Source organism: Micromonospora sp. CA-269861 (assembly GCF_050948505.1).
GTDB lineage: Bacteria > Actinomycetota > Actinomycetes > Mycobacteriales > Micromonosporaceae > Micromonospora.
This window is the reverse complement of the sequence record NZ_CP192014.1, coordinates 2720119-2746376: the sequence shown is the minus strand read 5'-3', so window position 1 is coordinate 2746376 and position 26258 is coordinate 2720119. Positions and strand designations below refer to the sequence as shown.

The 26258-nt window shown below is 71.3% G+C and carries 22 protein-coding genes; 7 read left to right on the top strand and 15 right to left on the bottom strand.

What is annotated here, in order from left to right; all coding sequences use genetic code 11:
* Positions 1-55 precede the first annotated feature (55 nt).
* The 8 genes from ACQP0U_RS12620 to ACQP0U_RS12585 form a co-directional block, all read right to left on the bottom strand.
* Positions 56-1033 (bottom strand): hypothetical protein, encoded by a 978-nt coding sequence (locus ACQP0U_RS12620; RefSeq protein ID WP_433318616.1) that lies wholly within the window; start codon positions 1031-1033, stop codon positions 56-58.
* Positions 1034-1065: 32 nt separating this feature from the next.
* A complete protein-coding gene (locus ACQP0U_RS12615; protein ID WP_433318613.1) occupies positions 1066-2592 on the bottom strand; it encodes a cupredoxin domain-containing protein in 1527 nt (508 codons plus the stop codon).
* A gap of 8 nt (positions 2593-2600) precedes the next feature.
* Positions 2601-6542: a ThuA domain-containing protein gene (locus ACQP0U_RS12610; protein WP_433318610.1), complete on the bottom strand. Its 3942-nt coding sequence runs from the start codon at positions 6540-6542 to the stop codon at positions 2601-2603.
* Between the two features lie 23 nt (positions 6543-6565).
* On the bottom strand, positions 6566-7570 hold the full coding sequence (locus ACQP0U_RS12605; protein ID WP_433318608.1) for a multicopper oxidase domain-containing protein: 1005 nt from the start codon (positions 7568-7570) through the stop codon (positions 6566-6568).
* A 369-nt stretch (positions 7571-7939) separates the two neighbouring features.
* On the bottom strand, positions 7940-8779 hold the full coding sequence (locus ACQP0U_RS12600) for an amino acid ABC transporter ATP-binding protein (protein WP_433318605.1): 840 nt from the start codon (positions 8777-8779) through the stop codon (positions 7940-7942).
* A 5-nt stretch (positions 8780-8784) separates the two neighbouring features.
* The gene (locus tag ACQP0U_RS12595; protein WP_030490316.1) at positions 8785-9579 is read right to left on the bottom strand and encodes an amino acid ABC transporter permease; all 795 of its coding nucleotides are present in this window, start codon (positions 9577-9579) and stop codon (positions 8785-8787) included.
* Positions 9580-9656: 77 nt separating this feature from the next.
* Entirely contained in the window at positions 9657-10475 is an 819-nt protein-coding gene (locus ACQP0U_RS12590; RefSeq protein ID WP_433318602.1) for a basic amino acid ABC transporter substrate-binding protein, read from the bottom strand.
* A gap of 176 nt (positions 10476-10651) precedes the next feature.
* Positions 10652-11329 carry a hypothetical protein gene (locus ACQP0U_RS12585; protein WP_433318599.1) on the bottom strand — a complete coding sequence of 226 codons (678 nt, stop codon included), beginning with the start codon at positions 11327-11329 and terminating at the stop codon, positions 10652-10654.
* A gap of 219 nt (positions 11330-11548) precedes the next feature.
* On the opposite strand from ACQP0U_RS12585, the gene ACQP0U_RS12580 reads away from it, so the two are divergent.
* The 4 genes from ACQP0U_RS12580 to ACQP0U_RS12565 are packed head-to-tail and all read left to right on the top strand — an operon-like array spanning position 11549 to position 14608.
* Positions 11549-12184, top strand: a complete 636-nt coding sequence (locus tag ACQP0U_RS12580) for a SipW-dependent-type signal peptide-containing protein (RefSeq protein ID WP_433318596.1) — start codon at positions 11549-11551, stop codon at positions 12182-12184.
* A gap of 9 nt (positions 12185-12193) precedes the next feature.
* The gene (locus tag ACQP0U_RS12575) at positions 12194-12826 is read left to right on the top strand and encodes a SipW-dependent-type signal peptide-containing protein (protein WP_433318593.1); all 633 of its coding nucleotides are present in this window, start codon (positions 12194-12196) and stop codon (positions 12824-12826) included.
* A gap of 10 nt (positions 12827-12836) precedes the next feature.
* Positions 12837-14126, top strand: a complete 1290-nt coding sequence (locus ACQP0U_RS12570) for a signal peptidase I (protein ID WP_433318591.1) — start codon at positions 12837-12839, stop codon at positions 14124-14126.
* Positions 14123-14608, top strand: a complete 486-nt coding sequence (locus ACQP0U_RS12565; protein WP_433318588.1) for a hypothetical protein — start codon at positions 14123-14125, stop codon at positions 14606-14608. The genes ACQP0U_RS12570 and ACQP0U_RS12565 overlap by 4 nt, the downstream gene beginning before the upstream one ends.
* Here ACQP0U_RS12565 and ACQP0U_RS12560 read toward each other — a convergent pair.
* From ACQP0U_RS12560 to ACQP0U_RS12550, 3 genes are read right to left on the bottom strand one after another with little or no spacing between them, the layout of a single operon-like run.
* Positions 14605-15516 (bottom strand): sulfotransferase family protein, encoded by a 912-nt coding sequence (locus ACQP0U_RS12560; protein ID WP_433318585.1) that lies wholly within the window; start codon positions 15514-15516, stop codon positions 14605-14607. The genes ACQP0U_RS12565 and ACQP0U_RS12560 overlap by 4 nt on opposite strands.
* Before the next feature lie 3 nt (positions 15517-15519).
* Positions 15520-16539, bottom strand: a complete 1020-nt coding sequence (locus tag ACQP0U_RS12555) for a sulfotransferase (RefSeq protein WP_433318583.1) — start codon at positions 16537-16539, stop codon at positions 15520-15522.
* Positions 16536-17819, bottom strand: a complete 1284-nt coding sequence (locus ACQP0U_RS12550) for a glycosyltransferase (RefSeq protein WP_433318580.1) — start codon at positions 17817-17819, stop codon at positions 16536-16538. The genes ACQP0U_RS12555 and ACQP0U_RS12550 overlap by 4 nt, the downstream gene beginning before the upstream one ends.
* Before the next feature lie 258 nt (positions 17820-18077).
* Between ACQP0U_RS12550 and ACQP0U_RS12545 the strand changes: the two genes are divergently transcribed.
* From ACQP0U_RS12545 to ACQP0U_RS12535, 3 genes are read left to right on the top strand one after another with little or no spacing between them, the layout of a single operon-like run.
* The gene (locus tag ACQP0U_RS12545) at positions 18078-19040 is read left to right on the top strand and encodes a hypothetical protein (RefSeq protein ID WP_433318577.1); all 963 of its coding nucleotides are present in this window, start codon (positions 18078-18080) and stop codon (positions 19038-19040) included.
* Positions 19033-19812: a sulfotransferase family protein gene (locus ACQP0U_RS12540; RefSeq protein ID WP_433318574.1), complete on the top strand. Its 780-nt coding sequence runs from the start codon at positions 19033-19035 to the stop codon at positions 19810-19812. Before ACQP0U_RS12545 ends, ACQP0U_RS12540 begins: the two co-directional genes overlap by 8 nt.
* A complete protein-coding gene (locus ACQP0U_RS12535; RefSeq protein ID WP_433318571.1) occupies positions 19809-21281 on the top strand; it encodes a hypothetical protein in 1473 nt (490 codons plus the stop codon). The genes ACQP0U_RS12540 and ACQP0U_RS12535 overlap by 4 nt, the downstream gene beginning before the upstream one ends.
* Here ACQP0U_RS12535 and ACQP0U_RS12530 read toward each other — a convergent pair.
* The 4 genes from ACQP0U_RS12530 to ACQP0U_RS12515 are packed head-to-tail and all read right to left on the bottom strand — an operon-like array spanning position 21278 to position 26227.
* Entirely contained in the window at positions 21278-22132 is an 855-nt protein-coding gene (locus ACQP0U_RS12530; protein ID WP_433318568.1) for a sulfotransferase family protein, read from the bottom strand. The two genes, ACQP0U_RS12535 and ACQP0U_RS12530, sit on opposite strands and share 4 nt — an antisense overlap.
* Positions 22129-23700 (bottom strand): oligosaccharide flippase family protein, encoded by a 1572-nt coding sequence (locus tag ACQP0U_RS12525; RefSeq protein WP_433318565.1) that lies wholly within the window; start codon positions 23698-23700, stop codon positions 22129-22131. Before ACQP0U_RS12525 ends, ACQP0U_RS12530 begins: the two co-directional genes overlap by 4 nt.
* A 31-nt stretch (positions 23701-23731) precedes the next feature.
* Positions 23732-24745 carry a Wzz/FepE/Etk N-terminal domain-containing protein gene (locus tag ACQP0U_RS12520; protein ID WP_433318562.1) on the bottom strand — a complete coding sequence of 338 codons (1014 nt, stop codon included), beginning with the start codon at positions 24743-24745 and terminating at the stop codon, positions 23732-23734.
* A gap of 24 nt (positions 24746-24769) precedes the next feature.
* Positions 24770-26227 (bottom strand): O-antigen ligase family protein, encoded by a 1458-nt coding sequence (locus ACQP0U_RS12515; protein WP_433318559.1) that lies wholly within the window; start codon positions 26225-26227, stop codon positions 24770-24772.
* Between the last annotated feature and the right edge of the window lie 31 nt (positions 26228-26258).

Below are 26258 nucleotides of genomic sequence, written 5' to 3'. Positions count from 1 at the left end.
CGACGGCGGCGGCCGGTCACCCCCACGGGTGACCGGCCGCCGTCGCGTCGATCGGCTAGAGCCGGGCCGCGCCCGCCTCGGTGGCCTCCTGCACCGCCGAGGTACGACGGACCTCGGCCCGCTGGTCGCCGGCGTCCTCCCGGTCCGGAGCGGCCACCCGGGCCGACCGGTTGGTGGTCGCGGCCGCCTGGTCACCGGTCACGCCGCCCCGGATCCGGTTGTTCGCGGCCACCTGGGCGGCCGGATCGTTGGACGTGACAGTCAACTGGCCGTTGATGATGTTGTCGTCGACGGTGACGCCACCAGTGGTGCTGGTGACGCTCACGTCCCCACCCCAGTAGCCGCCGGAGGGGCAGCTGTCGAGGGCGCCGTTCGGGCCGAGTTGCACACCGCCCAGGTTGCCGGCGAAGGTGGCCCGGCCCTGGACCGCACTGCCACACACCACACTGCCGGTGGCGCTGTTGAGCACCGACAGCGTGCCGTCGACGAACGAGTCGTGCAGGTCGGTGTAGTAGGTGCCGGTGCTGCTGAGATTGCGCTGCACCTGGGTGCCCCGGTCGAGCCGGACCTCACCGGCACTGACGTTGACGTGCCCGGTGACCGTCGACGCCTCGGCGAACAGGAAGCTGTCGATGGTCGTGGTGCCCTTCGGTCGTACGGTCACGGTGCCGGTGCGGGCGTCCTTCAGGAAGATCCCGTACCCACCGGCCGCGAGCACCACCTGGCCGTCGACTGTCGTCTCGGTCGCGTCGAGGTAGCCGTCGGCGGCGACCCGTACCTCACCGCTGACCCGGCCACCGGTCACCACCAGGTTGCCGCCGGCGGCGACGGTGACGTTGCCGGTGATCGTGGTGCCGGTCAGCGCGCAGGACTCGCCGGCGGGCACGAGCAGATCGTTGGGTACGGTCACCGCGCCGCCGGTGCCGATGCAGTGGGTGACCAGGTCGGCGTGTGCGGTGGGCGCCACGGCCAGCACCGAGGCCGCGATGACGGCGCTCACGGTGGCCAGCTTGGCGACGGTACGTCCGGGCATCGTTGTACTCCCTGTCGATGAGGTTCGAGGACTCATGCGCCGACGTCCGATCGGGCCGCGGCCCGGACGATGGCGCCCTGCTGCCGCCTGTCGAGCGTGCCGCCGGTCACGAGCGCGGCGGTGACCGCTTCGACGTGCCTGACGAATTCGGCGTGGCCGGGGTAGTCGGCGTGTTCGTCGATCAGATCGTTGATGGTGCAGCCGTCGCCGGTGTCCACGTTGGCCACCCCGGTGTCACCGCCGTCGATGATCACGGTGGCCCGGGTGTCCGAGTCGGGGCAGCGGTCGGTGCCGTCGGCCACCACCGTGAACGTCGCGGACTGCTCGGTGGAGGAGTTCCCCGCCGTGTCGGTGGCCCGGTACCGCACTGTGTGCGCGCCCGGCGTGCGGACGGCGACCGGAGCCGCGTACGCCGTCCAGCCTGCGGCGTCGAGCGCGTACTCGATGGTCGCCACACCCGACTCGGCGTCGGTGGCCGTGACGGTCACGGTCGCGCCGCCGACGTACGCGCCGTCGTCGTTCCGGTCCCCGGCCACCGTGGCGGCGACAGTGGGTGGCGTGGTGTCCTCGGCCTGCGGCTCGACGACGGTGAAGTGGGACATCTGCTCGGCCGACGTGTTGCCGGCGGTGTCGGTCGCCCGGTAGTGCAGCATGTGCATCCCGGCCGTGCTCACCACGATCGGGTTCGTGTACGCGGTGAAGGCCGCCCCGTCCAGCGCGTACTCGATGGTGGCGACACCGGATCCGCTGTCGGTGGCGGTCAGCGTGGCGGTGGCCGTACCGATGTAGTTGCCGTCGCCGTCGCGGTCGCCGGTCAGTGCGGCCGCGACCACCGGCGCGGTGGTGTCCTGCTCCCCCGGCTCGACGATCCGGAACGACACCGAGCCGACGGCGCTGGTGTTGCCGGCCTGGTCGGTGGCGCGGAACTGCACCGCGTGGTCCCCGATCGCGGTCACCCGCACCGGCTCGGTGTACGGCTGGTAGCTGGTGTCGTCGACCTGGTACTCGACGGTCTGGACCCCCGAGCCGGCGTCGGTGGCCGTGACGGTCACCGTGGCCGCGCCGAGGTAGTTGCCGTCCTGGTCCTGGTCGCCCGTCACCGCGGCGGTCACGGTCGGGGCGGTGGTGTCGCCGCCACCGCCGCCCTCGGTGACCACCAGCTCACCGACCATGGAGCTGTGGCCGGGGATCGAGCAGAAGTACCGGTACCGGCCCGGGGTCAGCGTCACTGTCGCCTGGTGCCGACCGTCGTTGGCGTCGAACGGGCTGGCCAGGATGTTGACTGTGACGTCGTGGTTGTAGCCCTCGGTGCTGGTGTCGAAGGTCAGGGTGTGCGGCATTCCGGTGGTGTTGCCGGTGGCCGCGCTGTTCTCCCAGATGATCGTGGTCGCCCCGGCCACCGCGGTGGTCGGCGCGGACTTGTAGCGGGTGATGCTGTCGTCGGCGGTCCAGGTCAACACCTGATCCGCGGCACGGGGGGCGGCGGAGGCGGGCGCCACCGCCCACGGGATCACCGTGAGCAGGAGCGCCGCCAGCGCGGCCGTCAGTCGTCGGGTCATCGTCACTCCTAGAGTTCCCGCGCGCGGACGTTGCGGAACTCGGCCAGGTCGTTGTCACCGTGGTTCTGCAGACCGATGAAGCCGCGGAGGAACTGCCGCAGGTCGGTCGGCGGGTCGCCGGCACGCGAGGACTGCTTGCCGGGCGTGTTGTCGAACTCGTTGATCACCACGCCGTTGCGGATCATCGTGTAGTGCTGCCCGACGGCGCGGATCTCGTAGTCGTTCCACTCGTTCTTCGGCGTCACGCCGGCCTGGGCCAGCGGCACCGGGTCGAAGTTGTAGACCGAGCCGGTCTTCTGCGGCTCACCGGTCTCACCGTCGTAGATCTGGATCTCGTGTCCGCAGTAGATCGCCATCCAGGCGGTCGAGGTGCGGGCCGACCCGATCGTGCCGCAGCTGCCCGGTGGTCGCTGGTCGAGGGGAGTTCGCAGGTCCGGGAACCGGATGAACACTCCGGTGTTGGCCCTGCCGGTGCCCGGCGCGATGTCCCGGAACTGCAGCTTCAGCGAGAAGTCGCCCAGCTCCTTGGTATGCCAGAGCATCCCCAGACCACCGCTGGGCCGCAGCGACCCGTCCGGCTGGATCGCGAACGACCCCGTCGGCGCCTGCTGCCAACCGCGCAGCGACTCGGCGGTGCCGTCGAAGAGCGGCTCGTACCCGGTGTGGCCCTCTCGGCCGATCTCCGACGCGGCGGCCAGGCGGGTGAGGGTGCCCGCTTCGCGGCTGCTGAGCAGGTCGTCGTCCTGCAACGCGCGGGCCACGGCGGTCACGTGCCGGACGAAACCATTGTGGTCGGCCCAGGTGCTCTCGTCGTCGATCAGGTCGTTGGCCGTGCAGCCCTGCCCGACCGTACGACTGGGCACCCCGGTGTCCGTGTCGCCGAGCCACACCGTCGACCTGTCGTCGGGCACCGCGCAACCCACAGTCACAGTGGTCTGCACCGTCTCCTTCTGACCGTCGGCGTACGTGACGGTGAGCTTCGCGGTGTAGGTGCCGACCGTGGCGTACGTGTGCCGGGGGTCCGCCTCGGTCGACGTGGCGCCGTCGCCGAACTCCCAGCGGTGGCTGACGCCGCCGGAGCGGGAGCCGGTGAAGGCGATGGTCAGCGGCTTGTTCTGCACGGCGACCGAGTTCGCCGTCGGCGCCGGGGTGGGGGCCCCGCCGGTGTAGGTGACCCGGATCAGCTTCTGGTTGGCGTGCAGGCTGAAGAACCCGCCGCCGTAGTCGAGCAGGTAGAGCGCGCCGTCCGGGCCGAACTTCGCGTCCATCCAGCTCTGCAACCGGGTGTCACCGTTGCCACCCGGGATGATGGCCCGCAGCGACTCGGCGTACACCGGTGGGGCGGCCTGCGGCACGCCGGCCGGGTCGACGGTGACCGCTACCCGGTTGGCGGCGTTCGACTGGTCGCCGATGAACCACTTGCCGTCCCAGTGCTCCGGCCAGGCCACGCCGCTCTTGGTGTCGACGAGGCTGCGGTGGTACGTCGGGCCGGACATGATGGCCTGCCCGCCGCCGCGCAGGTACGGCTGGGTGTAGGTGGCGTCGGCCGCCACGTAGGTCGGGAGGCCGCTGCCGTCGGTCCGCTTCGGGAACACCGGGCCGCCGCCGTCCGGCGAGTACCAGATCATGTTGTCCCGGGCCGCCGGGATGTCCACCAGTCCGGTGTTACGCGGCGATTCGTTCTTCAGGTTGTCGCAGTCGTACCAGCCGGTCAGCACTGTCGCGTCGGTGGTGCTGCGGTCGCGGTACGGCTGCCGGTTGCCCATGCAGTACGGCCAGCCCTGGTTGCCGGCCGAGGTGATGATGGTGGCCGTCTCGTACTTCGCCGGGCCCAGGGTGGGGCTGGGCGACGAGGCGTCCGGGCCGACCCAGCCGGCGGTCAGCCACTGGTGCACCGGGTCGATCTGGAGGCGGGCGATGTTGCGCACGCCCATCACGTAGATCTCCGGCCGGGTCTTCTCGGTGCCCGGTGGGAACAGGTTGCCCTCCGGGATGGTGTACGTGCCGTCCGGCTCCGGGTGAATCCGGATGATCTTGCCGGCGAGGTCGTTGGTGTTACCTGACGTGCGGCGGGCGTCCTGGAACGAGATCCCCTGGTACTCCTGGGTCCAGTTGTTGCCGGCGTAGCCCTGCGACCCCTCGGAGGAGTTGTTGTCGCCGGAGCCGACGTAGAGGTTGCCCTTGGCGTCGAACGCCATGCCGCCGCCCGCGTGGCAGCAGCTGTGGATCTGCACGGGGAACTGCAACAGGTCCTTGCGGGTGGCCTGGTCGATGGTCTGCGCCTGACTGTCGTAGGTGAACCGGGAGACGGTCCGCTGACCGACCCGCTTCACCCGGTCGACCGAGTCGTGCGGCATCCAGTAGACGTAGAGCCACCCGTTGTCGGCGAACGCGGGGTCGGGCACGATGCCGAGCAGGCCCTCCTCGTTCTTGACCAACTCGGAGCCGCTGCCCCGGTTGCCCATCACCTCCAGGGTGGTGAGCAGCTTGACCTGCTTGGTACGCGGGTCCCAGGAGTGGATGGTGCCGCAGCCCAGGCCGACCTTCGGGTTGTTCCAGTCCGCGATCGGGCCGCTCGGGCAGGCCGCCTTGCCGACGTAGAAGACAGTGCCGTCCGGCGCGATGGTGAGCCCGTGCGGCTCGCCGATCTGGTCCAGCTGCCCGGTCTGGTTGGCGGCGGTGAGTCGCTCCACCTTGTAGTTCGCCGCGATGGTGGCCTGGCAGTCGCCGCGTACGCGACCGGTGGTCCAGTTGAGGGCGCCGGCGAGGTGGGTGCGGAACGCCTCCTCACCGTAGCTGCCCTCGGTGTGGCCCATGCCGGTGTAGAACGACCGGCCGCCGTCGTAGTCGCGGCACCAGGACACCGGGTGGAAGGCGCCGTTGGCGGCCGCCCCCGCGTTGTAGTGCCGTTCCTCGACCTGGGCGAGAGTGTGCACGGTGCCGATCGGGTTCGGGTCCCAGTTCTCCCAGCGGTCGGACCGGGTGAGGGTCATCGGCAGCGACGCCGTGGCCGGGTGCTTGCGGTCCAGGATGTTCACCACTGCGCGGTTCACCGCGGGCGGCTCCGGTGCGGTGGTGCTGCCGGTGAACAGGCGCAGGTCGGCGAGCTGGACCAGCGGCTCACCGCTGTTGGCGGTGACGTTCAGCCGGTACCGCGTGAACTCCTGCGGCGTGGCGATGTCGAACCGGCGGGTCTGGAACCGGTCCGGGAAGGTCTGCCCGGTGCGGCGGTCCAGGTCGGTCCAGCTCTGCCCGTCGGTGGAGCCCTGCAGGGTCCAGTCCTTCGGGTCTCGGCCGGCGGAGTCGTTGGCCGACGTGAGCGCGTACCCGGTGATCCGCTTCGGTGCGCTCAACTCGTACGCCACCCAGGCGGTCGGGGTGCGGACGAGCCACTTCGTGTTGGCGTCGCCGTCGGTCAGCTTCTCCTTGGTCTCGTTGGGCGGGTTCTCGCCGCTGGCGGTTACCCGGGCCACCGGCTCGGCCACCGGGATGGCGCCGGCCGGGCGGGTGCCGATCAGCCCGGTGAACCAGGTGGAGTCGACCTGGGCGCGGGCGGCGTCGGCGATGCCGACGAAGCCGCCGCCGGCCTTGACGTAGCTCTGCAGCGCCGACTCCTGGTCGCGGTTCAGCGCGGCGCCCGTCGCGGAGAGGAAGACCACGCTGCGGTACGCGGACAGCCCGGCCGTGGTGAAGGCACCCGGGTCCGTGGTGGCCGTGACATCGATGTCATGAACGGCACCAAGCTGTTTGATGGTGTCCACCGCGCGAGAAACCGGGTCCTGTTGCTCGGCCACCGGGCCGTGGAACACCAGGACCGCGGTCTTCTGCGGCTGCGCCGCCTGTGGGGCGGCCGCCGTTCGGGGTGCGGCCGCGGCCGCCGTCGTCGTCGCCGGGATCAGTGTCGCGAACGCCGCTACCGCGGCGAGGGTTCGTCGTAAGTTTCTGGTCATGCCCGTCCCCACTTTCGGTTCGGTCAGCTTCCGTGCGTGTGGGTGTGGCCCTGGAACCGGTGGATCGCCTCCTCGGCGCCCGGCGGCATGCTGCCGTCGGCGTTGCGTACCAGGAAGATTCCGGCCATGCCGCCGTCGGAGTGCGTCTGCACGTGGCAGTGGTACATCCACGCGCCGGGTCCGACGCCCTCCCCGGCCAGCACCTGGAAACCGAACGAGCTGCCGGGATTGAGGTCCTTGTTGTCGACCACCAGGCTCGGGTCGCTCGGCCCCTCCAGCATCCCGGTGCGGTTGTCCGCCCAGCGATGCGCGTGCAGGTGGAAGGTGTGGAACAGGTTGCCGTGGCCGATGGCGATCCACTCGACACGCTCGCCCAGGTTCGCCTCGAACATCGGCGTCGCCGGGGCCATCTTGTTGTTGATCATCATGTCGTGGAACACGGCCGTGAACTGCTTCGACGGCAGGATGTCGCCCCGCCGCCGCACGATCAGCGCCCCGTACAGTCCCTTCGCGACACCGCCGGTGCCGTGGTCGGTGCCCATCGCGTGATCGTGGTAGTGCCAGTAGCCGGCGCTGCCCGGCATGTACCGCCGGCCTGCGGCGGCCACCATCTCGTGGGAGCGCCAGACGTACGTCCGCGTCTCGCCGGGATTGTTGAACGAGGCGTTGAACGGGCTGCCGTCGGATTCGGTGCTGTAGTCCACCCCGTGCGGGTGGATGGAGAGCCGCTGGCTTGTGGTGTTGACCAGGGTGATCTCCAGGGTGTCGCCCTCGTACATCTCCAGGATCGGACCCGGAACGGTGGCCTGGCCGGGTGCCAGGCCGTACCCGAACAGGTTGCCGGGCAGCTGCTCAGCGTAGATAGTGATCTTCTTGGTGACGCCCGCGGCGGCCCGCGCGGGGCTGCCTCCGAACGCGGCGCCGATCGCCGGGGCGGACGCGCCCAGCGCTCCGGCGGCGAGCGCTCCGCTGGCGATCAGCGATCTGCGGGACAGGTGGCGGTGGGGGCCGCCAGCGTGATCGTCCATGGGTCTCCGTTCCCAACCGGACGAAGACGCGACGAGGACAGGGTGCATCGACCCGAGCACGGGGGCGGTAGCACGACTGAGGGTGAGGCTCGTCGCGAACTTTGCTCGGAAGGCTCAGAACTTTCGGTGGATGACAGCAACTTATGTAATCCATCGACGAAAGTACAGGTCTGATTGCAAAAAGATTACCTTGACATCACGACGTCCGTCGATTGACATGAAGCTGACACGCAGGCCGTCGACCGACAGGTCCTCGACCGGATCAATCGCGGGCGGACGCCGCCGCGCCGGCATCGGAGCAGCGCACAGAATGACGCCGGGCTGCCGTCGATGAGGCAACCCGGCGCACAGGACGTACCGGAGCGGCCGTCAGAGGTTGTGGCGGTCGTCCGCCGGCAGGATGGGGGCCGGCGGCGGCGCGGGCGACTGGTCCGGCTGACCGAGCTGGGCGACCCGGGTCGGATCGAGGACCCGGGCGAGGAACGCGCGGGTCCGCTCGTGCTTCGGCGCGCCGAGCACCTCCTGCGGCGGCCCCTGCTCGACCACCACCCCACCGTCCATGAAGACGACCCGGTCGGCGACGTCACGGGCGAAGGCCATCTCGTGCGTCACCACCATCATCGTCATGCCGTCCTCGGCCAGTTTGCGCATGACGGTGAGCACGTCGCCGACGAGTTCCGGGTCGAGCGCGGAGGTCGGCTCGTCGAAGAGCATCAGCTTCGGCTCCATCGACAGCGACCTGGCGATCGCCGCCCGTTGCTGCTGACCACCGGAGAGCTGCGCCGGAAAGGCGTCGGCCTTGTCGGTCAGCCCGACCCGCTCCAGGTTGGCCCGCGCGATCCGCTCGGCCTCGGCCCGACCTCGCCGGAGCACTCGCCGCTGGGCGATGGTGAGGTTGTTCAGGACGGTCAGGTGCGGAAACAGGTTGAACGACTGGAAGACCATGCCGATGCCGCGGCGGACCGCGTCGATCTCGACGTCCGGGTCGGTCATCTCGACCCCGTTCACCCAGATCTTGCCGGCCGTCGGCTGCTCCAGCAGGTCGACGCAGCGCAGCAGCGTCGACTTGCCGGAGCCGGACGGCCCGATGACGCAGACCACCTCGCCCTGGCCGACCTCGAAGTCGATGCCCTTGAGCACCTCGAGCGGCCCGAAGGACTTGTGCAGGTCGCGGATCTCGACGGCGGGGCGGGATGGGGTGGTCGTCATGGAGGTCACCGAGCCTTGGCGTAGCGGAGTTCGAGGCGTCGTACCACCTGCGACAGCGGCAGGGTGATCACCAGGTACGCGAGGCCGGCCACCAGCAGCGGTGTCGCGTTCACCCGGTCGTTGAGCATGTCCCGACCGAACTTGGTGATCTCGATGGTCTGCGCCGTCACACCCAGCACGTAGGCGAGCGACGAGTCCTTGGTGAGCAGGATGAGCTCGTTCGTCAGCGGTGGGATCACGATCCGGAACGCCTGCGGGATGACGATCGTGCGCATGGCGGTGAAGTGCGACATGCCGAGGGTCCGCGCCGCCTCCATCTGCCCCTTCGGCACGGCCTGGATGCCGGCCCGGATGGTCTCCGCCATGTACGCCGCGGCGGTCAACCCGAGGCCGATCGCGATCGAACCGAACACCCCTCCCGGAATCTCACGCTCCGGAAAGGCGATCGGGATGCCGTACCCGACGAGGAAGAGCACCAGCAGCGCGGGCAGACCCCGGAACAGCTCGATGTACGCCGTCGCCACCCAGCGGTACGGGGCCACCCGGGACAGCCGCATCAGCGCCAGGATGGTGCCGAACACGAGGCCGAAGGCGAACGCGCCAAGCGTGTAGAGGACTGTGTTGCGCAGCGCGACCGTGATGATCGTCGGGAACATCGACTTGATGATGTCGACGCGGAAGAACGCGTCGGCCAGCCTGTCCCAGTCCGCGGCGACGAGCACCGTGGCGATGATGGCGATGAAGACCAGGTACTGGAGCCCGAGGGACAGCCGCTCCCGCTGGCGGCGTCGCAGCTTCACGTTCGCTCGTTGCCTTCCCGGAGGTTACCGACGTCGGAGGGCGCGCGGGACGCGCGCCCTCCGGTACTGCGCGGTGTTCAGGCGCTCGGCCGCTTGCCGATCCACTTCTCGTAGATCGTGTTGTAGGTGCCGTCCTGCTTGGCCTTGGCCAGCACCTCGTTGATCTTCTTGAGCAGCTCCGGGTTGGCGTCCTTCTTCACGGGGAAGCCGTACTGCTCGCCGGTGTCGAACTCGGCGGCCACCTCGAACCCGCCCGGGTTCTTCTTCAGGTACTCGGTCCAGACCGGCAGGTCGTTGATGGCGGCCTCGACCTGGCCGTTGGCGACGGCCTGCTGCAGGGCGGCGAGGTCCTCGAACTCGACGAGCTTCAGGCCCTTCTCCGCCTCGAGCTTCTTGGCGTAGTCACGACCCGTGGTGGCCGCCTGGACGCCGAGCTTCTTGCCCTTGAGGTCGTCGAGCGACTTGTACGTCTTGCCGGTCTTCACCAGCATCGCCTGGGTGGCGTCGAAGTAGGGATCGGAGAAGTCGATCACCTTCTTCCGCTCGTCGGTGATCGTCATGCCGGCGGCGGCCGCGTCGCACTTGCCGGTGTTGAGGTCCTGGCCGGACTTGATCCCCTCGAACGGGGTGTCGATGATCGTCTGCTCGACGCCCAGCTCCTTGGCGACCAGATCCATGATCTCGACGTCGAAGCCGGTCACCTTGCCGCTGGCGTCCTTGGACTGGAACGGCGGGTACGGCAGGTGGGTGCAGACGGTCAGCTTGCCCGCCGCGACCAGCTTGACGCCGCTCGCCTGGACCTCACTGTCGTCCTTCTTCGCGCAACCCGCGGTCAGCGCGAGGGCGGCGACGGCCACGACGAGGCCGGCCTGACGGACGGCGCTTGGGAACCTCACGGCTGTGTCCCTCCGATTCGGCTTCCATTGCATAGAAAGCCAATCTGGTTCATAGACTTTGCGATAAGCGACCGTACCCGATTCGGCGCGCCGTCCCCAGATCACGCCGCGACCGCTCGACCGACACGGCACACCGGCCCCTGACGGCAAACCCGACACAAGCGCAGCAAAGGTTCTCAGCCACCGGTTCCCTCGGCCGCCCCGTCCGGGGTGAGGGCCCCTCCGTGCGGGTCTGTGTCCAGGAACACGTGTTGGTGGCCCTGGCCGGCGTCGACGCTGATCTGGTCGAGCTGGGTCGCCGCGACCGACCAGATCGTCGCGGCCTCGGCCGCCTGCCGCGCGGTGACGTCCAGCAGGGCCGCACGCTGCGCGGCCGGCACGCCGGCGGCCAGCGCGTAGGCGTCGACGGCCAGCGACGCCTGCTGGACCGCTCCGCGCAGACCTCCGCGGGCCACGTTGGTGGCGGTGGTTCCCGAGGGCGGGTCGGCGAACGGCTCGGCCGCCTGCCGCATGACCTCCTGCCACTGGCGCGCCTTCGCCGCGTCCGGCGCACCTCCGCCGGTCGTCTCCGTCTTGATGGCGGCCAGGACCGGGGCGACCTGGTCGCGAACACGGCGGGCCGTCCCGATCAGCTCCGTGATCTGCTGGGCGTCCCGCTTCGCGTCCGCCTCCTTGATGTTGGCGATGGCCGCCTCGGTGGCGTCCGGACGGCCCAGCTGGTAACCGACCAACCCACCCAGCAGCGCGGTGACCAGTGCGATGGCGCCCGCCACGGCCGCGAAACGCGCTGTACGGCCACGCCGCACATCGGCCTTGTCCAACAGGTAGGAGGGTCGGCCGGTGCGGCGCGCCATCGCATCTCCTCACATCGATGGTCTGGGGGCCACAGGGTAGCTGTCCTTCCGGACGTCCGTCGATAGTTCCGACCGGCTCACCAGCTGCCGGCCTCGCCCGCTCCTCCGGTGGCGACTTATACGCTTTGAGCGTTTTGTCCGCTTTTGGTGCTTATCGTGTTCCTTGCGCCGCTGGCACCGGCCCACGACAACCAACCGCGTTGCACCGAGGAGGACAAGTTGAGTGAACCGACAGGGATGGCAATGGAGAGATCGAGCAGTCGAGGCCGCCGACGCAAGCTGAAGGCCATCCTGGCCGGAGGGATCGTCCTCGGCCTCGGAGCGACGATCACCCTCGCCGCCTGGAACGACTCGGAGTACGCCACGGGCACGTTCACGGCGGGCACGTTCAGCATGGAGGGCAGCACGAACGGCACCACCTACGCCGAGCACCCCACCGCCGGCACGGCGGCCGCGTTGACCTTCAGCACCGGCTTCGACGACATCAGCCCGGGTGACGTGGTCGCGGCACCATTCGCCGTTCGCCTGACCGCGGCCACGACGTACGACGCGACGGTCACGGTGGCGTCGGCGACCCCCGCTCCGCCCGCCTTCGTCGGCCTCACCTACGGGATCGCGACCGTCCCGGCCTTCGCCGACTGCAGTGCGACACCCACCACCCCGACCTGGATCGTGGCGCAGGGCACCCCGCTCAACTCGGTGGCCGGTGCCGTGCCGTTCAACCTCACGCAGGGCACCCCTCCCACGACGCCTGGCGCTGCGGTGAACCTCTGCTTCGTCGTGACGGCGGGCGGCACTCTGGTGCAGGGCACGTCGGTCACGGAAACCTGGCAGCTCCTGGCCGAGTCCGTCTAGGTGGTGGCCGTGGTCAACCGTCGGAAGCCGGCCGGGACACCACGGCTTCGCCGGACCCGTGCCGTACTCGCTGGCGCCCTCGTTCTCGGCCTGGGAACGACGTCCACGCTCGCCGCGTGGACCGACAGCGAGTACGGCACCGGGTCGTTCGGCGCAAGCGTCTTCGGCACCGAGTCGCAGACCGCCTCCAGTAGTTGGGCCAGCCACACCCCGGTGGCGAACGCCGCGACGCTGGCGTTCAACGCGACGGCGATGTCCCCAACGGTGTCGTTCTTCGCCTTCATCGACATCCGCACGACCTCGACGACGAACGTCGGTGGGACGGTCGCGCTGACGAGTTCGTCGAACAACTCCGGTGCCCTGCTGCCCGCCCTCGAATACCGGGCGGTGCGGACCGCCACCACCAGCACCACGTGTGCCGCCGCCGCCTTCACCGGTTCACCCACCTGGATCGTCGGGCCCAGTTACTCGGCCGTCACCGCGGTTCCCGGCTCGCCGGTCTCGTCGACCATCACCGTGCCGGCCGGCGCGACGCCGCAGCTGCGGTTCTGCTTCGAGGTCCGGGTCCAGTCCGGCGCCAGCAACGCGTACCAGGGCACGACCGGGGTCGTCACCTGGGAATTCACTGCCACATCTACGTAAGGATCTTCAGATGGCGGGACGCGCACGTCGACGGCAAGGCACTCTCGCCCGGGTCGGCGACCTCGTGCTGACAGTGCTCGCCATCGGTGGGACGGCGTGCGTTGTCCTCGTCCCGCTGGCGTTCTTCTTCGACATCTCGCTCATCCTGTTCAAGACCGGGTCGATGAGTCCGACCATTCCCGCCGGGTCACTGGCCGTGGTGCGGGAGATCCCCGCGTCCGAGGTCGATGTGGGAGACGTCGTCACCGTCGACCGCACGCCGCTGCCACCGATCACCCACCGGGTCGTCGACATCGCCAACGGCGGCGGTCCCTATCGCCTGCTCACCCTGCGGGGGGACGCGAACGAGTCCAACGACGCCGCACCACACGCGGTGAGCCACGTACGGCTCGTGGAGTGGTCGGTGCCCAGGCTCGGGTACGCGGTGCGGGCCGTGTCGAACGTGTACGCCACGAGCCTGATCACGATCGGGGCCGCCGCGATCGTCACCTGGGCGTTCTGGCCGCGCGGGGGCGAGCCGCGGTCGCGACGCAGGACGTGGCGCGGTCGGCGGCCGGGCTTGCCCGCGCCGGACGAAGCGGGGACAGAGCCTGAGGTCGACACTCAGCCGAGCCGCTCCGGAGCGGGTGGCGACTCGACCCTGGGGCGCATGTTCGTCGTGTTGGCGGTGCTGCCGGGCGTCGCCGCCGGGGTGCTGGCGACGCCCGGCCAGGCACGCGCGGACACCACCGAGGAGGTCGTTCGAAGCAGATACCTCACCCTGGTCTCGATCGGCGACACCGATCGCATGACGAACCTGGCGCCGGACCAGCCCGTGCCCTGGGAGGTGGGTGTCTCGGCACATGCGAAGCAGCCCGGGGTGGTCACCATCTCGCTGTCGGCGCTGGGCCCCCTCACCGTCCGTCCGGACGGACTGCAGGTGATGGTCGCCATCTGCGCCATGCGGTGGGTGCGGGGTGCCTGCCCCACCGGCCAGGGTGAGCAGGTTCTCGCCGACGGTCCGGCCACCAGACTGGCCGCACACCCGATCACCATCAGCTCGATGCGCTCCGACCAGCAGCGTTGGGTGCTCGTCACCGCGAGCCTGCTCGCCAACTCGGTGGCCTCGGGATCGGCGGACCTGATCGTCACGGCGACCGGATTCGGCGACAGCGCATCGGCGGGCGGCACGGTCGGCCCGCTCCCGAGCACCGGAACCAACCTGTGGACACCTGTGCTCGCCGGTGGCGGTGCGCTCTTCACCGGCCTGCTGCTCATGCTCGCCACGCGCCGGCACCGGATCAGAGTGCGGCAGCCGTGAGGCGTCCGCGGCTCACGGCCCTGCCAGCCGGCGAGCTGGCCCGGGGCGTTCGGCGGCGCTGGCTCGCGAGCGCTGTCGCCCTGCTGCTCGTCAGCACCGTCGTGCTCGCACCACCACAGTCGACACTGGCCGCCTGGACCGACACCGAGTACGGCAGAGGTTCCCTCCAGGCCGGCACGGTCAACCCACCGACCAACCTGCAGTGCACCGCGGGCTTGGCCACCCCGCCGACCTTCACCTGGACCCTGCCGGTCGGCGGCCTGACCCGCAGCGGCTTCACGTGGTCGCTGTCCGGGGGCTTCACCGGTGGCGGAACTCTCGGCGCCAGCGCCACGTCGGTCACCATCGCCGGCGGTTTGCTGGGCATCGGAACCGGCACCTTCAGCCTGGTGGCGAACGGCCCTGGCGGCTGGACGTCGACGCCCGTCACCGGCACGGTGGGCATGCTGACGGCAGTGATCTACACCTGCAGCGTGCCCTAGACGGGGTAACTCCACTCGGCCAGCGGCTTCTCCAGCACCCGTTCGATCGCGGCGAGCTGCGCCGGGCTGAGTTCGTACCGGTAGGCCTCCGCCCGACCCACTGTGAAGTCGTACCGCGAGAAGCCCTTCTCGAAGGCGCTCGACCAGCTCAGGCCGAGGAAGTCGAGCATCCGTCCGACCTGCTCGCGCGGCTGCTCGACCAGGTCCTCGTAGCGTACGTCCAGCCACTGGTCGGCCGGGTGCCGCAGCCGAGCCTGCGCGAAGGCGTCCATCAGCATCTTCCAGCCCAGCGCGGCGAGCACCGGGAACGAGCGAGCGGACTCGACCCACTCCTCCCGCAGATCGGTGGGGAGCGGCCCGTAGATCCAGTTCTCCGGCCCGCGCCAGCCGTCCCACCAACCCATCTGGAGCCACGAGTTGGCCACCGCCCGGCCGTCACGCACCACGTTGACCACCCGCAGATCCGGGTACGCGGCGTGCAGCAGACCGGTCCGTGGCCACCCGGTCACGTGCTGCACCAACTGCTGACAGCCCTGCCGCGCGATCCGCTCGTCGAAGAAGGTCCGCAGCCGTCGGGCCACGAACGGCGTCAGGTCCTCGGCCACCAGGTCCCGGCACGGTCGGGAGAAGCCGGCCAGCACCTGACGGTCGAGCAGGTGGTACGCCTCCGACGGCGCCACCCGGAGCCGGCCCCGCTCCAGCAACCGTCGACTGTGTCGCAGCGAGGTCATCCCCGCCGGGCGCGGCGCCGAGCGTCGGTAGAGGGCGCCGTTGAACCTGCCCTTGGGGTTGAGCCGCGCGAGTTTGTCGTCCAGGCCGGAGACGAAGCCGACTGCGGGGTGCCGGGAGAGCAGTTCCTGGACCAGGGTCGAACCGCAGCGACCGGTGCCCACCACCAGTGAGAGCATCGTTCAGCCTTCCTGCCGGGTGGCGGGTGACGGGGCGACGACCGGGTCCGCGGCGAGGCGGGCGGCCGGAGGGGTGGCCGCCGGGCGGCGCATCGGGTAACCGAACCGGGTCAGGGCCACGGCGGTCAGCCCGGTCACCACGGCGTACGCGCGGGTGGGGAGCCCGGTCAGCCACTCGGTGTCGGCGACCACGTCGACCAGCCCGGTGCGGTGCCGCGACGGATTGCCTGCCACCGAGTGGGTGGGGGTGAGCCGCACCGTGGCGGGTGTCGGGAACGGAAGCTCGTCGGGTGTCGCGCCGACGAAGCCGGCGATCCGGGCGGTGGTGCCGGCCGGGTCGGCCACGAAGTCCTCGTACCGCACCCGCAGGTAGCGGCCCGGCGTGCGACGGCGGCCACCCCACAGTCGAACGGTCGCACTGTTCCAGACCAGCCAGAGCAGCGCGGCCTTGCCGACGGGTGGGCGGCTCATCAGCCGGTCGTCGGCGCGCCCGTCCAGCGGGCGTCGGCGACGCCAGGAGTACGCGGTCGCGCGCGGGTCGCGCACCACGTGCAGGACGTACAGGTCGATGCCGGGCAGGCTGCCGAGCAGGGCGCCGTACAGCGGCAGCTTGGAGGAGTCGACGATGATGCCGTCCGACCGGCCGGCCAGGGCGTGTTCGGCGATCGAGGCGTAGAGCCGGGCCAGGTGCGTGTCGTCGGGGTGGCCCACGACCGGCGGCTGCCCCCGACGCTGGCGGCGCAGCAGTGCGGGCAGCCCCCGCAGCCGCAGCCGTCCGGCCAACCGGGCGGCGATCCCGGCCGGGTCGGCGTCGGTCAGGTCGGCGCGTACGCGGGTCCAGAGCGAACAGTCCGTCACCGGGGAACCGCAGCCGCAGGGCCGGTTCTCCAGGATGCCGCGCCGCCACAGGTACCGCAGCTCGCCCGCCGCGAAGAAGCCCGGCAACTGTCCCAGGACCGTGGTCACCAGCGTGCTGCCGCTGCGACCACTGCCGGCGAGGTAGAGCACCCGCACCTGGCTCACCGGGCCGCTCCCCCACCGGCTGCGGCCCGGTCGGCCCGCCGCGGCGACGCCAGCGCCTCGGCGGCCTCCGCGTACAACCCGCGGATCCGGTCCAGGTGCCCCTCCGGAGCGAACTGAGCGGCGATCTTCGCCCGGCCGGACCGGCCCATCAGGTACGCCCGCTGAGGGTCGGCCAGGATGTCGTTCAGCGCGTCGCCGAGGGCCGTGGGCTGGTCGGCGGCGACGATGCGGCCGTCCACCTCGGGCTCGACCAGCTCGGGCAGCCCACCCAGGTCGGTGGCGACCACCGGCACACCGCAGGCGAACGCCTCCAGCACCGCCATCGGTTGGTTCTCGTGCCAGCGTGACGGGACGGCGACCACCGCCGCCGACCGGATCAGCTCGTGCAGGCGCGGCTTGTCGAGACGTCCGTGGAACCGGACCCGGCCGGGCACCCGCCGCGCGGCGAGCGCCTCCAGCTCCGGGCGGGCCGGGCCGTCTCCGGCGACGTCCACGCTGACCCCGTGCGGCAGCGCGGCGGCCGCCTCGATCAGCACGTCGACACCCTTCTCCGCCGCCAGCCGGCCGGCGAAGACGACACCGCCGCCGGGCGTCTGCTTGGCCGCGACGCCGGTCAGGTCGACGAAGTGGTTGACCACCCGCAACCGGTCCGGGTAGACGCCCGCGCGGCGCATCACGTCGGCCAGGAAGTTGCTCGGGCTGACGAAGAGCTGCACCGGGTCGTACGCGTTGAGCTGTCGGTGCAACCAGGACTCGACCGCGAGCAGTCCGCTGCGGGACAGCGATCCGTCCTTGCAGCGGCGGCGCGCCGCCTGCAAGGGACCACCTGTGACGCACGCCTGGCAGGGACGGCCCCGGTCCAGCAGTTGGTAGCTGGGGCAGGCGAGCTTGTAGTCGTGCATGGTCAGCACACACGGCACACCGGCCGCGCGGGCCGCGGCGAGCACCGACGGGGAGAGCTGGTGGTAGACGTTGTGCAGGTGCAGCACGTCCGGCCGAAAGTCGTCGATCACCCGGGCCAGCCCGCGGCGGCTCGTCGGTGACCACAGCATTCGGCCGACGGCCACCGCACGGGGCCGCAGCCCGCTCGGCGCCGGCTCCAACTCCACTTCGGACGGGAACCGCGCGGCGTACGGCAGTGGCGACTCGTTCTCCGGGTGGCTCATCCCGAAGTAGGCGACCGTGTCGCCGGCAGCCCGTTGCAGGTCGGCGAGGTCGAGCAGATACCCCTCGGCGCCGCCACGGCGGTAGAGGAACTTGTTCACATGCAGCACGCGCATCGACTCGGCCTGCTCACGTCGATCGGGCGAACCGGGCCCGGAGGTGATGACCGGGGTCTGCCCGCCCCGGCCACGGCTCACGGTATGCAGGGCTGGTCGGCGAGTCCAGCTCACGTTTGGCATGTGGCTGAACGGGTGATCTTCGTCTGCCCGTGCGGTCCGTGGCCTGGCTTCCCGCCATGATCTCCCGATAGCCTGGCTGCCGCCGGTCGCACCCGCTCTCCACTGGGCCGGGCCGGTGCCCGACGAGGAGGACCCGTGGCAGCCGACGACGAGGTCTCCGCGCTCGCGTACACCGCCCGCAGGGTCGGGCGGCATCTGCGCTGGGCGCGTACCGAGGGAATCGGACGGTTGATCGAGGAGGACCGCCTCAACCCGGTCGACCGGATCGGCACGGCCCTGGCGAAGCGACGCTGGCGACGGCGGGCCGGCCGGGCGCCCGGCTCGGCGGTGCCGGTCTACCTCGTCGGTCTGCAACGCTCCGGCACGAACATGCTGGTCCGGGGCCTGGACGCCGCACCCGAGGTCGAGGTCCGCAACGAGAACGACAGCACCCTCTTCCACCGCTTCCAGCTCCGCCCGGACGCCGTGCTCACCGCCACCGTGCAGCGCAGCCGTCACGCGTACGTCCTGGTCAAGCCGCTCTGCGAGAGCCACCGCGTGGACGAGTTGCTGGCCCTGCCGGGGCTGACGCCCGGGCGGGCGCTCTGGGTCCACCGTGATGTCGACGACCGGGCCCGTTCCGAGGTCGCCAAGTTCGGCGACGCCAACCTCCAGGCCCTGCGGGCGATCGCCGACGGCAGCATCGGCCGACGGTGGCAGGGGCAGCGCCTCGACGCCGACACCGTCGAGCTGATCCGGGCCCACGACCCGCAGCGGTTGGATCCGCACAGCGGCGCGGCGCTGTTCTGGTACGTCCGCAACTCGCTGGTCTTCCAGCTCGGCCTGGACCGGCGGGCCGACGTGCTGCTCTGCCGCTACGACAGCCTGGTCGCGGACCCCGCCGCGCAGCTCCGGCGGCTCTGCGCCTTTCTCGACTTCCCCTACCATCCCCGGCTGCACGCGCACATCGCCAGGCGCGAGTCGCACGGCGCGGTGGGCCACCGGCGGCTACCGATCGATCCGCGCGTCCGGGCTCGCTGCGACGACCTGACCGACCGACTCGACCGCGCAGCGGCCGACGCCCGATCCGAGACGACGAAGGCGGTCGACAGTGGCTGAGACCGGAACCCGTACCGCGCCGATCTTCCTGGTCGGGTGCCAGCGGTCCGGCACCACGATGGTGCGTCTCGTCCTGGACTCGCACTCACGGATCAGCTGCGGCCCGGAGACCCGGTTCCTGCCCGACCTGCGACGGATCGTCGGCCGGGACTGGGAACGGCTGGCCCGCTTCGGCTTTCCCCGGGAGGACTGGCTGCGCCGGATCCGGGACTTCTTCGGTGGCGTGCACGCCGACTACGCCGCGGCGCGGGGCAAGACCCGGTGGGCCGACAAGACCCCGCTGTACGCGATGTCGCTCGACTTCGTCACCGAGGTCTTCCCGGACGCCCAGATCGTGCACCTCATCCGGGACGGACGCGACGTGGTGGTGTCCCACCGCAAACGGTTCGGCTACTGGTCCGCGGTGAAGTGCGTGGTGAAATGGCCGCGCTACATCCGCGCCGCGCGGGCGGTCGGCGCCACCCTGCCGGCGGACCGCTACTACGAGCTGCGGTACGAACAGGCGGTCGGCGAGCCGGAGAAGGCGATGCGGGGCCTCTTCGAGTTCCTCGGCGAGCCGTGGGAGGACGGCATCCTCGACTACGACAGCAAGCAGCACGACGTGGCGCAGAAGTACACCACCGAGGCGGAGCGACGACGGGCGGCGGTGGGCGACACCGCGCCGATCTACGGCTCCCGGGTGGGCAGCTACCGTCGCGAGCTCGACCCGTTCCTGCGCCTTCTGGTCTGGGTCTTCTCCGGGCCGACCCTGCGCGCCCTGGGCTACCGGTGACCCGCCCGTTCCGGCTGCGCGCGGTCGCCGCCGCCGTCGCCGCCACGCTCCTGCTCACCGCCGGCTGCACCGCCCGCGACGACGACCCGCCGCCGGCCGCCACCCCCTCCGCGACGACGACACCCGCAGCCACCGGCACCGTCGGCGGGGCGCGCAACCCGTTCGGCGCGCACTGGGACTGGTCGCGGTACCAGCAGTTCTCGCCGTACCTGCGCCAACTCGCCGGTTCGGCGACGTACGAGGAGATCTCCTGGTGCGAGATCGAACGGGCACCGGGGCAGACGGACTGGGCCGGGTTGGACGAGATCGCCACCCGCAGCCGGGAGCTGGGCATCACCCTGCACCTGAAGATCCGTACCGGGGTGTGCTGGGCGACCGGTGGCACCGCCCGCCACACCCGGGGCGCGGCGAACAAGACCGAGTCGGCGATGCCCACCGACCTCGCCGCGTACCAGCGGTTCGTCCGCTCGGTGGTGCAGCGCTACGGGCCGTACGGGGTGCGGGAGTACGCCATCGAGAACGAGGTCAACGCGCCGAGTTACTGGGCCGGCAGCCCCGAGGAGTACGCGCGGCTGGTCCGGGCCGCCGCCGAGACGATCCGCGCGACCGACCCGAAGGCGCTGGTCGTCGACTCCGGCATCAGCAGCGTCGCGTACGGCATGGGTGTCGCCGACCGGCTGGTGCGCGCCGGTCGGGTGCCCGAGGCCCTCGCCGCCTACCAGGCGTACTTCCAACGCCGGGTCGGCACCCGGGGGCAGCAGATCCCGGTGGTGACCGGGGAGGCGCAGCTCCGCAGGGCGCTCGGCACCGAGACCAACAGTCGAAGCCTGCGCTTCCTGGCGGTGACCGAGTCGCTGCTGACCGACCGCACCGTCGACGTCCGGCAGGTGCACTTCTACGAGCACTTCAGCGGGGTGGCGTCGCTGCTGGACTACCTCCGCGCGACCACACCGGCGGGCACCCCGATCCAGGCGTGGGAGGTCGGGCAGTTCTGGCGCGACGGCGAAGGTGACCCGGCCAGCCGGGCGGCGGAGATGGTCAAGACGGTCACCCTGCTGGCCGCCGGCGGGATCGGCGAGGTCAGTTGGCTGCCGTTGGCGTACAACCCGAACAACGCGGCCGGCAGCGAGGTCCGCTACGGCCTGCTCGACCCGGACGGCACCGAACGCGAGGCCGGCCGGATGCTGGCCGCCCTGGCCGACGCGGCCCGGGACGCCACGGTCACCCCGTTGCCCGCCTCGGTGGCCGCCAGGCTGAACGGGGTCGCGTTCGTCAGCGGTGGGCAGAGCACGCTTGTGCTCTGGTCGGCGTCGAACACGCCGGTGACCGTGCCGGCGGCCCCCGGCGGGCGGACCGGCGCGGTGGGTTCCCCGCTGCGCGCGGCCGGTGGCGGCACCACAGTGACCGACGTCCCCGTGCTGCTCCGCGCCGACCAGCCGGTGGACCGGATCCTCGCCGCCGTCGGCTAACGAACCGACCAGGGATCGGGCCAGTCGAGCAGGGTGGCCAGGCGGGCGTTGTGTGGCGCGAAGTGCGCGCGCAGACGCTCCCGCAGGGCCGGGGTGAGCTGCGAGACGCCGTGGTCGACGCGACGGGTGTGCCGGGTGAACGCCTCGGGCGTGAAGGCCGGCAGACCGACGAAGCGCAGGATGTCGCCGTACGTGCCCGCCGGGTCGGCGTGCAGGTCTTCGGTACGGGCGACGTGGATCCGCTCACGCGGAACCTGCGCGAACCACCTGTCCAGCTGCTCGGCGTAGCGGCCCCGGGCCGCGTACGAGTGGTTGCGTAACGCCCGGTGGGCGGCGCTGGTGTCCGGGCCGCCGCGCGTCGCCCGGGCCAGCCGCTCCTCCTCCGCGTCGAGGGCGTCGGCGAAGGAGAGCGGCTCGGCGCCGTACGAGCGGGTGTGCAGGTAGTGCGAGTACGCCCGCTGCACCGGGTCACGCAGCAGGACGACGAAGCGGGCCTGCGGCAGGGTCGCCGCGACCCGGGCCGGCACGCTCGGATGGAACAGGTAGTAGGGGCTCGCCTCGAACGTCCGCTCGCCCGGGGCGAGACGCGGGAAGTGCCCTCGGTACCACCGCGCTCCCCGACCGTGGTGGACGCTGAAGTACTGCAACTCCTTGCCGCTGGCCGTCCGTACCCGGGGATGCGCGGCGAGGTGGTGGTACAGCGACGTGGTGCCGCAGCGCTGCCCACCGATCACCAGGAAGTCGGGCAGCGGACCGGGCTCGCCCGGTCGCGCCGCGCGCCCCCACGCCCGCGCCGCGCGTACCCCACGGCGCAGCCGGTCGGTGACCTGACGCCGCGCGACGCCGGTCACGAGCGCACCCCGCTGCCCACGACGACATCGGCTCCGCCGTCGGCGGCGGCGCGTCGACCACCTCGGCGGGTCACCGAGCGCAACACCATGACGTCCTCCCGACTGAGCCCGAGGGCGAGCACGGCGGCGAGGTACGCCGCCCCGATCGCGGCCAGACCGACCACGAGCTGCGCGGTCCAGCCCTCGACCAGCCAGCGCACCCCGAACCCGACGCCCAACGCGACCAGCGCGGCGACCAGGCCCTTGACCATGCCCACCGTGACCGGCACGGTGTGCACCCGCGCGCGCACCTGCCAGACCCGGGCGATGTTCACCGCCGCCAACGAGACCGCCCAGGCCACCGCCGCGCCGAGGATGCCGTACGCCGGGATGAGCCAGAGGTTGAGCAGGACGTTGAGCAGCAGGGCGGCGAGGTTGTCCGCCATGTTGACCGAGACCCGGCCGGACATGTTCAGCAACGTCCCGCAGGGCCCGGTCGCGGCGTTGACGAGCTGACCGAGCGCCAGCACGACAGTCACCGCCGCGCCGCCGGCCAGACCCGGCCCGCCGACCAGCCGCAGCAACTGCTCCGGGAAGACCAGCAACGCCACGAAGGCCGGCAGCGACAGCCGGAGCACCCAACCGGTCGCGACCCGGTAGATCCGGCGTACCTCGTCGAGTCGGCCCTGGTGGTAGAGGTGTGCCAGGTGCGGACCGAACGACGCGTTGACAGGTGCCAGCACGAACACCGCGATAGTGACCAGCCGGGTCGCCACGTGGTAGACGCCGATCGCGTCGGGACCGTAGTCGAAGAAGCCGAGCAGCAGCGCGTCCACCCAGATCAGCCCGGTGGACGACAGCGAGGAGACCCAGCTGACAGTGGAGAACCGGAACAGCTCGCCGGGCCGGTACGCGGGCCGGGCGGCGGGCACCCGGCGCACCATCCGGGCGAGCGCCACCAGGGCGAACGCGGCGGCGCTCCAACTCGCCGCCACCAGCGCCCAGAACGCGCCGGTCAGGCCCGTCCCGAGGGCGAGCGCCAGCGCGGTGAGCACCAGCCGGGCGGCCGGCTCGTAGACCTGACCGATGAGCGCGTACGCCCGTTGCGTGCGCCAACCCCGGGTGGCCGCGAGCGCGGCCTCGCAGACGGTGGCGGCGGGCAGACACAGCGCCACCAACCGCAGCCCGATGGTGAGCTGCGGGTCGTGCAGGGCGTCGGCGAGCCACGGCGCGCCGACCGCCAGACCGAGGGCGATCACTGTGGACGCCACGGCCGAGATGCCGACCCCGAGCCGGATCGCGCCCCGGAGGGCGGCCGGCTCGTCGTCGGCGAGATGCACCGCCACGAACCGGGTCAGCCCGGCCCGGAAGCCGGAGAGCGAGAGCAGCCCCAGCAGCGACAGGACGGCGTAGACCTGGGCGTACCGGCCGAGTTCGCGTACCCCCAGGGCCCGGGCCAGCAACAGCATGACCAGGAAGAGCGCCACCTGGCTGAGCACGGCGCTGGCCAGGTTCAGCACACCGCCGCGTGCCATGCCGCGTACCTGCTGGTCGCCGGCCTCCGGCGCGGCCGGCGACCGGCCGGTCACCCCGCCCACCCGGCAGCCCGCTCTCCGACGGTCACGGCCGTGCCGCGGTCACGGTCTCCGCCGGCACCGAGGGGGCCGCGGTGGTCGCCGCCGGGGTCGCCGGGCGGGCGGCGGCACGACCCCGCGAGAGCAGTTCGAGTACGCCCACCAGCAGCACGCCGAGCAGCAGACCCGCGCCGCCCACCGGCAGGGCGGTGCGCACCAGCTCCGTCATCCGGCTCACCTCGTGCGCCTCGCCGATGCTTGTCACCTGCTTCGGGTCGGCCGCCTGGGCCTGCGCCCGCGCCGCCTGCAACCCCTCCCGGGCCTGGGACAGGGCGTTGGTAGCCGCGTCCCGCTGGGCGATCAGGGCCTGGTAGTCGGGGAGCTTCGGCCCCAGATCGTCGAGCTTCTTCTGAGCGGCGGTGATCGCGGCGGTCGCCGCGTCGACACCTCGGCCGTTGCCGACCGCCTGCATGGAGAGCTGCTGCTGGCGAAGGCTGGTCAGCTCGCCCAGCGTCGCCTGGTAGATCCGGTCCGGCTGGGAGACCTTGTTCGCCTTCTCCCACTCCCCGATCGCCCTGGTCGCCGCGGTGACGTCGGCGTTGGCCGCCTCGACCTCGCCGGTGGCGATGCCCACCTGGGAGGAGAAGAGGAAGGCCAACGCCCGGGTGGTGGTCGCGGTCAGCACCGGCCCGACAGTCGCCCGGTCACCGGCGGTGTACGTCACCTCCAACTGGCTGCTGGCGCCGACCTGGGTGATGGCGAGCCCGTCGCGCAGCCGCTCCGGCGACACCCCGGTGTCACCTGCCACGTCGGCGAGGACCCGGGGCGAGGTGACCGCCGCGCCGAACGCCGCGACGAACTGGTTCGCCGCCTGCGTGCCCGTGTACTGCGTTCCGGCCGCACCGCCCACCAGCGCCGGCGCGGCCACGTACGCGGTTCCGCTGAACTGCTGTGGCGCGAGCAGGACGATGGCGGCCGCGGCGCCGGTGGCGAGCACCGGCACGCCCACGAGTACCCAGAGGCGCCGCCGGGCGACCCGCAGGTAGTCGACGATCTCCACTTTTTCCCCAATGCTGTCGTTCAGTCAAACCGGGACGGACGTGCGTCGTGGCTGCTCGCCGGTCAGGTTCGGGGCCGGTTGGCGGGCGATCGCGCTGGCCGCCGCGGCGAACGCGACGAAGTACCAGAGGGTGACCACGTTGGAAATGACGTTGGAGGCGGCGCTGACCGCCACGAAGGCTGCGGCGCAGCCGGTGAACCCGACCGCGACACCACGTTCGAAGCTGCCCGGAGGCGCCCGCCGCAGCGCGGTCCGCGCGGTGTGCAGGAAGGCGACGAGCATCAGCAGGTACGCCCCGAGGCCGAGCAGACCGGTCTCCACGTACGCCCGCAGGAAGTCGTTGTGCGGCTTCTTCGCCTCGTCGGTCTCGCGCTGGGTCATGTTCGGGCCGATGCCGGTCACCGGGTTCCGGTCGGCGAGCGTGACGATCTCGGTCCAGTAGCCGATCCGCCACGCCAGGGTGTTTCCGGTCGGGTCGCCGCCCACCGCGCGCGACGTACCGAGTTGGGCGAACCGCTCACCGACGGCGGGCACCAGGGCCACCCCGGCGACCGCCACCACGCAGAGGGTGACGAGCATCCGCTTGCTGCGATGCAGCGCCGCGACCACCACCAGGCCGATCGCCGCGCCGAGCAGGGCGCTGCGGGTATTGGTGAGCAGCAGGAACAGCAGCGAGAGCGCGAGCAGCACCCCGAGTGACGCCCGCAGTCGACGGCCCAGGAAGCGGTACACCGCGAACCCGAAGATCACCATGAACATCAGGTAGCGACCGAACGTGGTCGACTGACTGAACGTGCCGCTGATCCGGGTGAAGTCACCCTTCACCTCGGCCGGCGGGCTGCCCAGCAGCGACAGGACGACCGTGTAGCCCAGCGCCAGCACCAGCGAGGCGTAGCAGGCGAGCAGGACCCGACGGATCGCCGCGGTGTCCGGCATGAGCTGTTCCAGCACCACGAACATCACCACCACGGTGAGGATCCGCAACGCCTCCAACAGGCTGTTCGCCGGCCGGCTGGCACCGAGGGCGCTGACCACGCTGCTGGCGCCGACGAGCAGCATGGCCCAGCTCAGCGGGGAGCCGCGCAGTCGCCCGTGCCGGCTGAGCTGTGCGGCCAGCCAGAGCCCGGCGGCGAGGAGGAACAGCACCGCGAGCAGGGTGGACGGATCCACCGCCCGGGCCGATCCGGCGGAGTCGGCCTGGCCGGCGCTCGGGCCGGTCAGCTTGAACAGGTCGACGCACGAGCGCACCGCGAGCATCAGCAGCACGTACCCCGCGAACCGGGTCAGCGCGAGAACGGCCACCGCGATCCCCGCGACCGCCGCCAGCGGCAGCACCATGCCCCGACGGTCACCGGCCGCCATCGAGACACCCGCGACCACCGCCACGACCGCGGCGGCCAGCGCCGCGCCGCCGGTGAGGAGGCGGGTCGGGTCGAGCCGCCTGGTCCTGAGCGGAGTGACCTGCTGCGTGTGTTGTTCCACTGATCCCACTGAACTGAATCGGCGCTGCCCG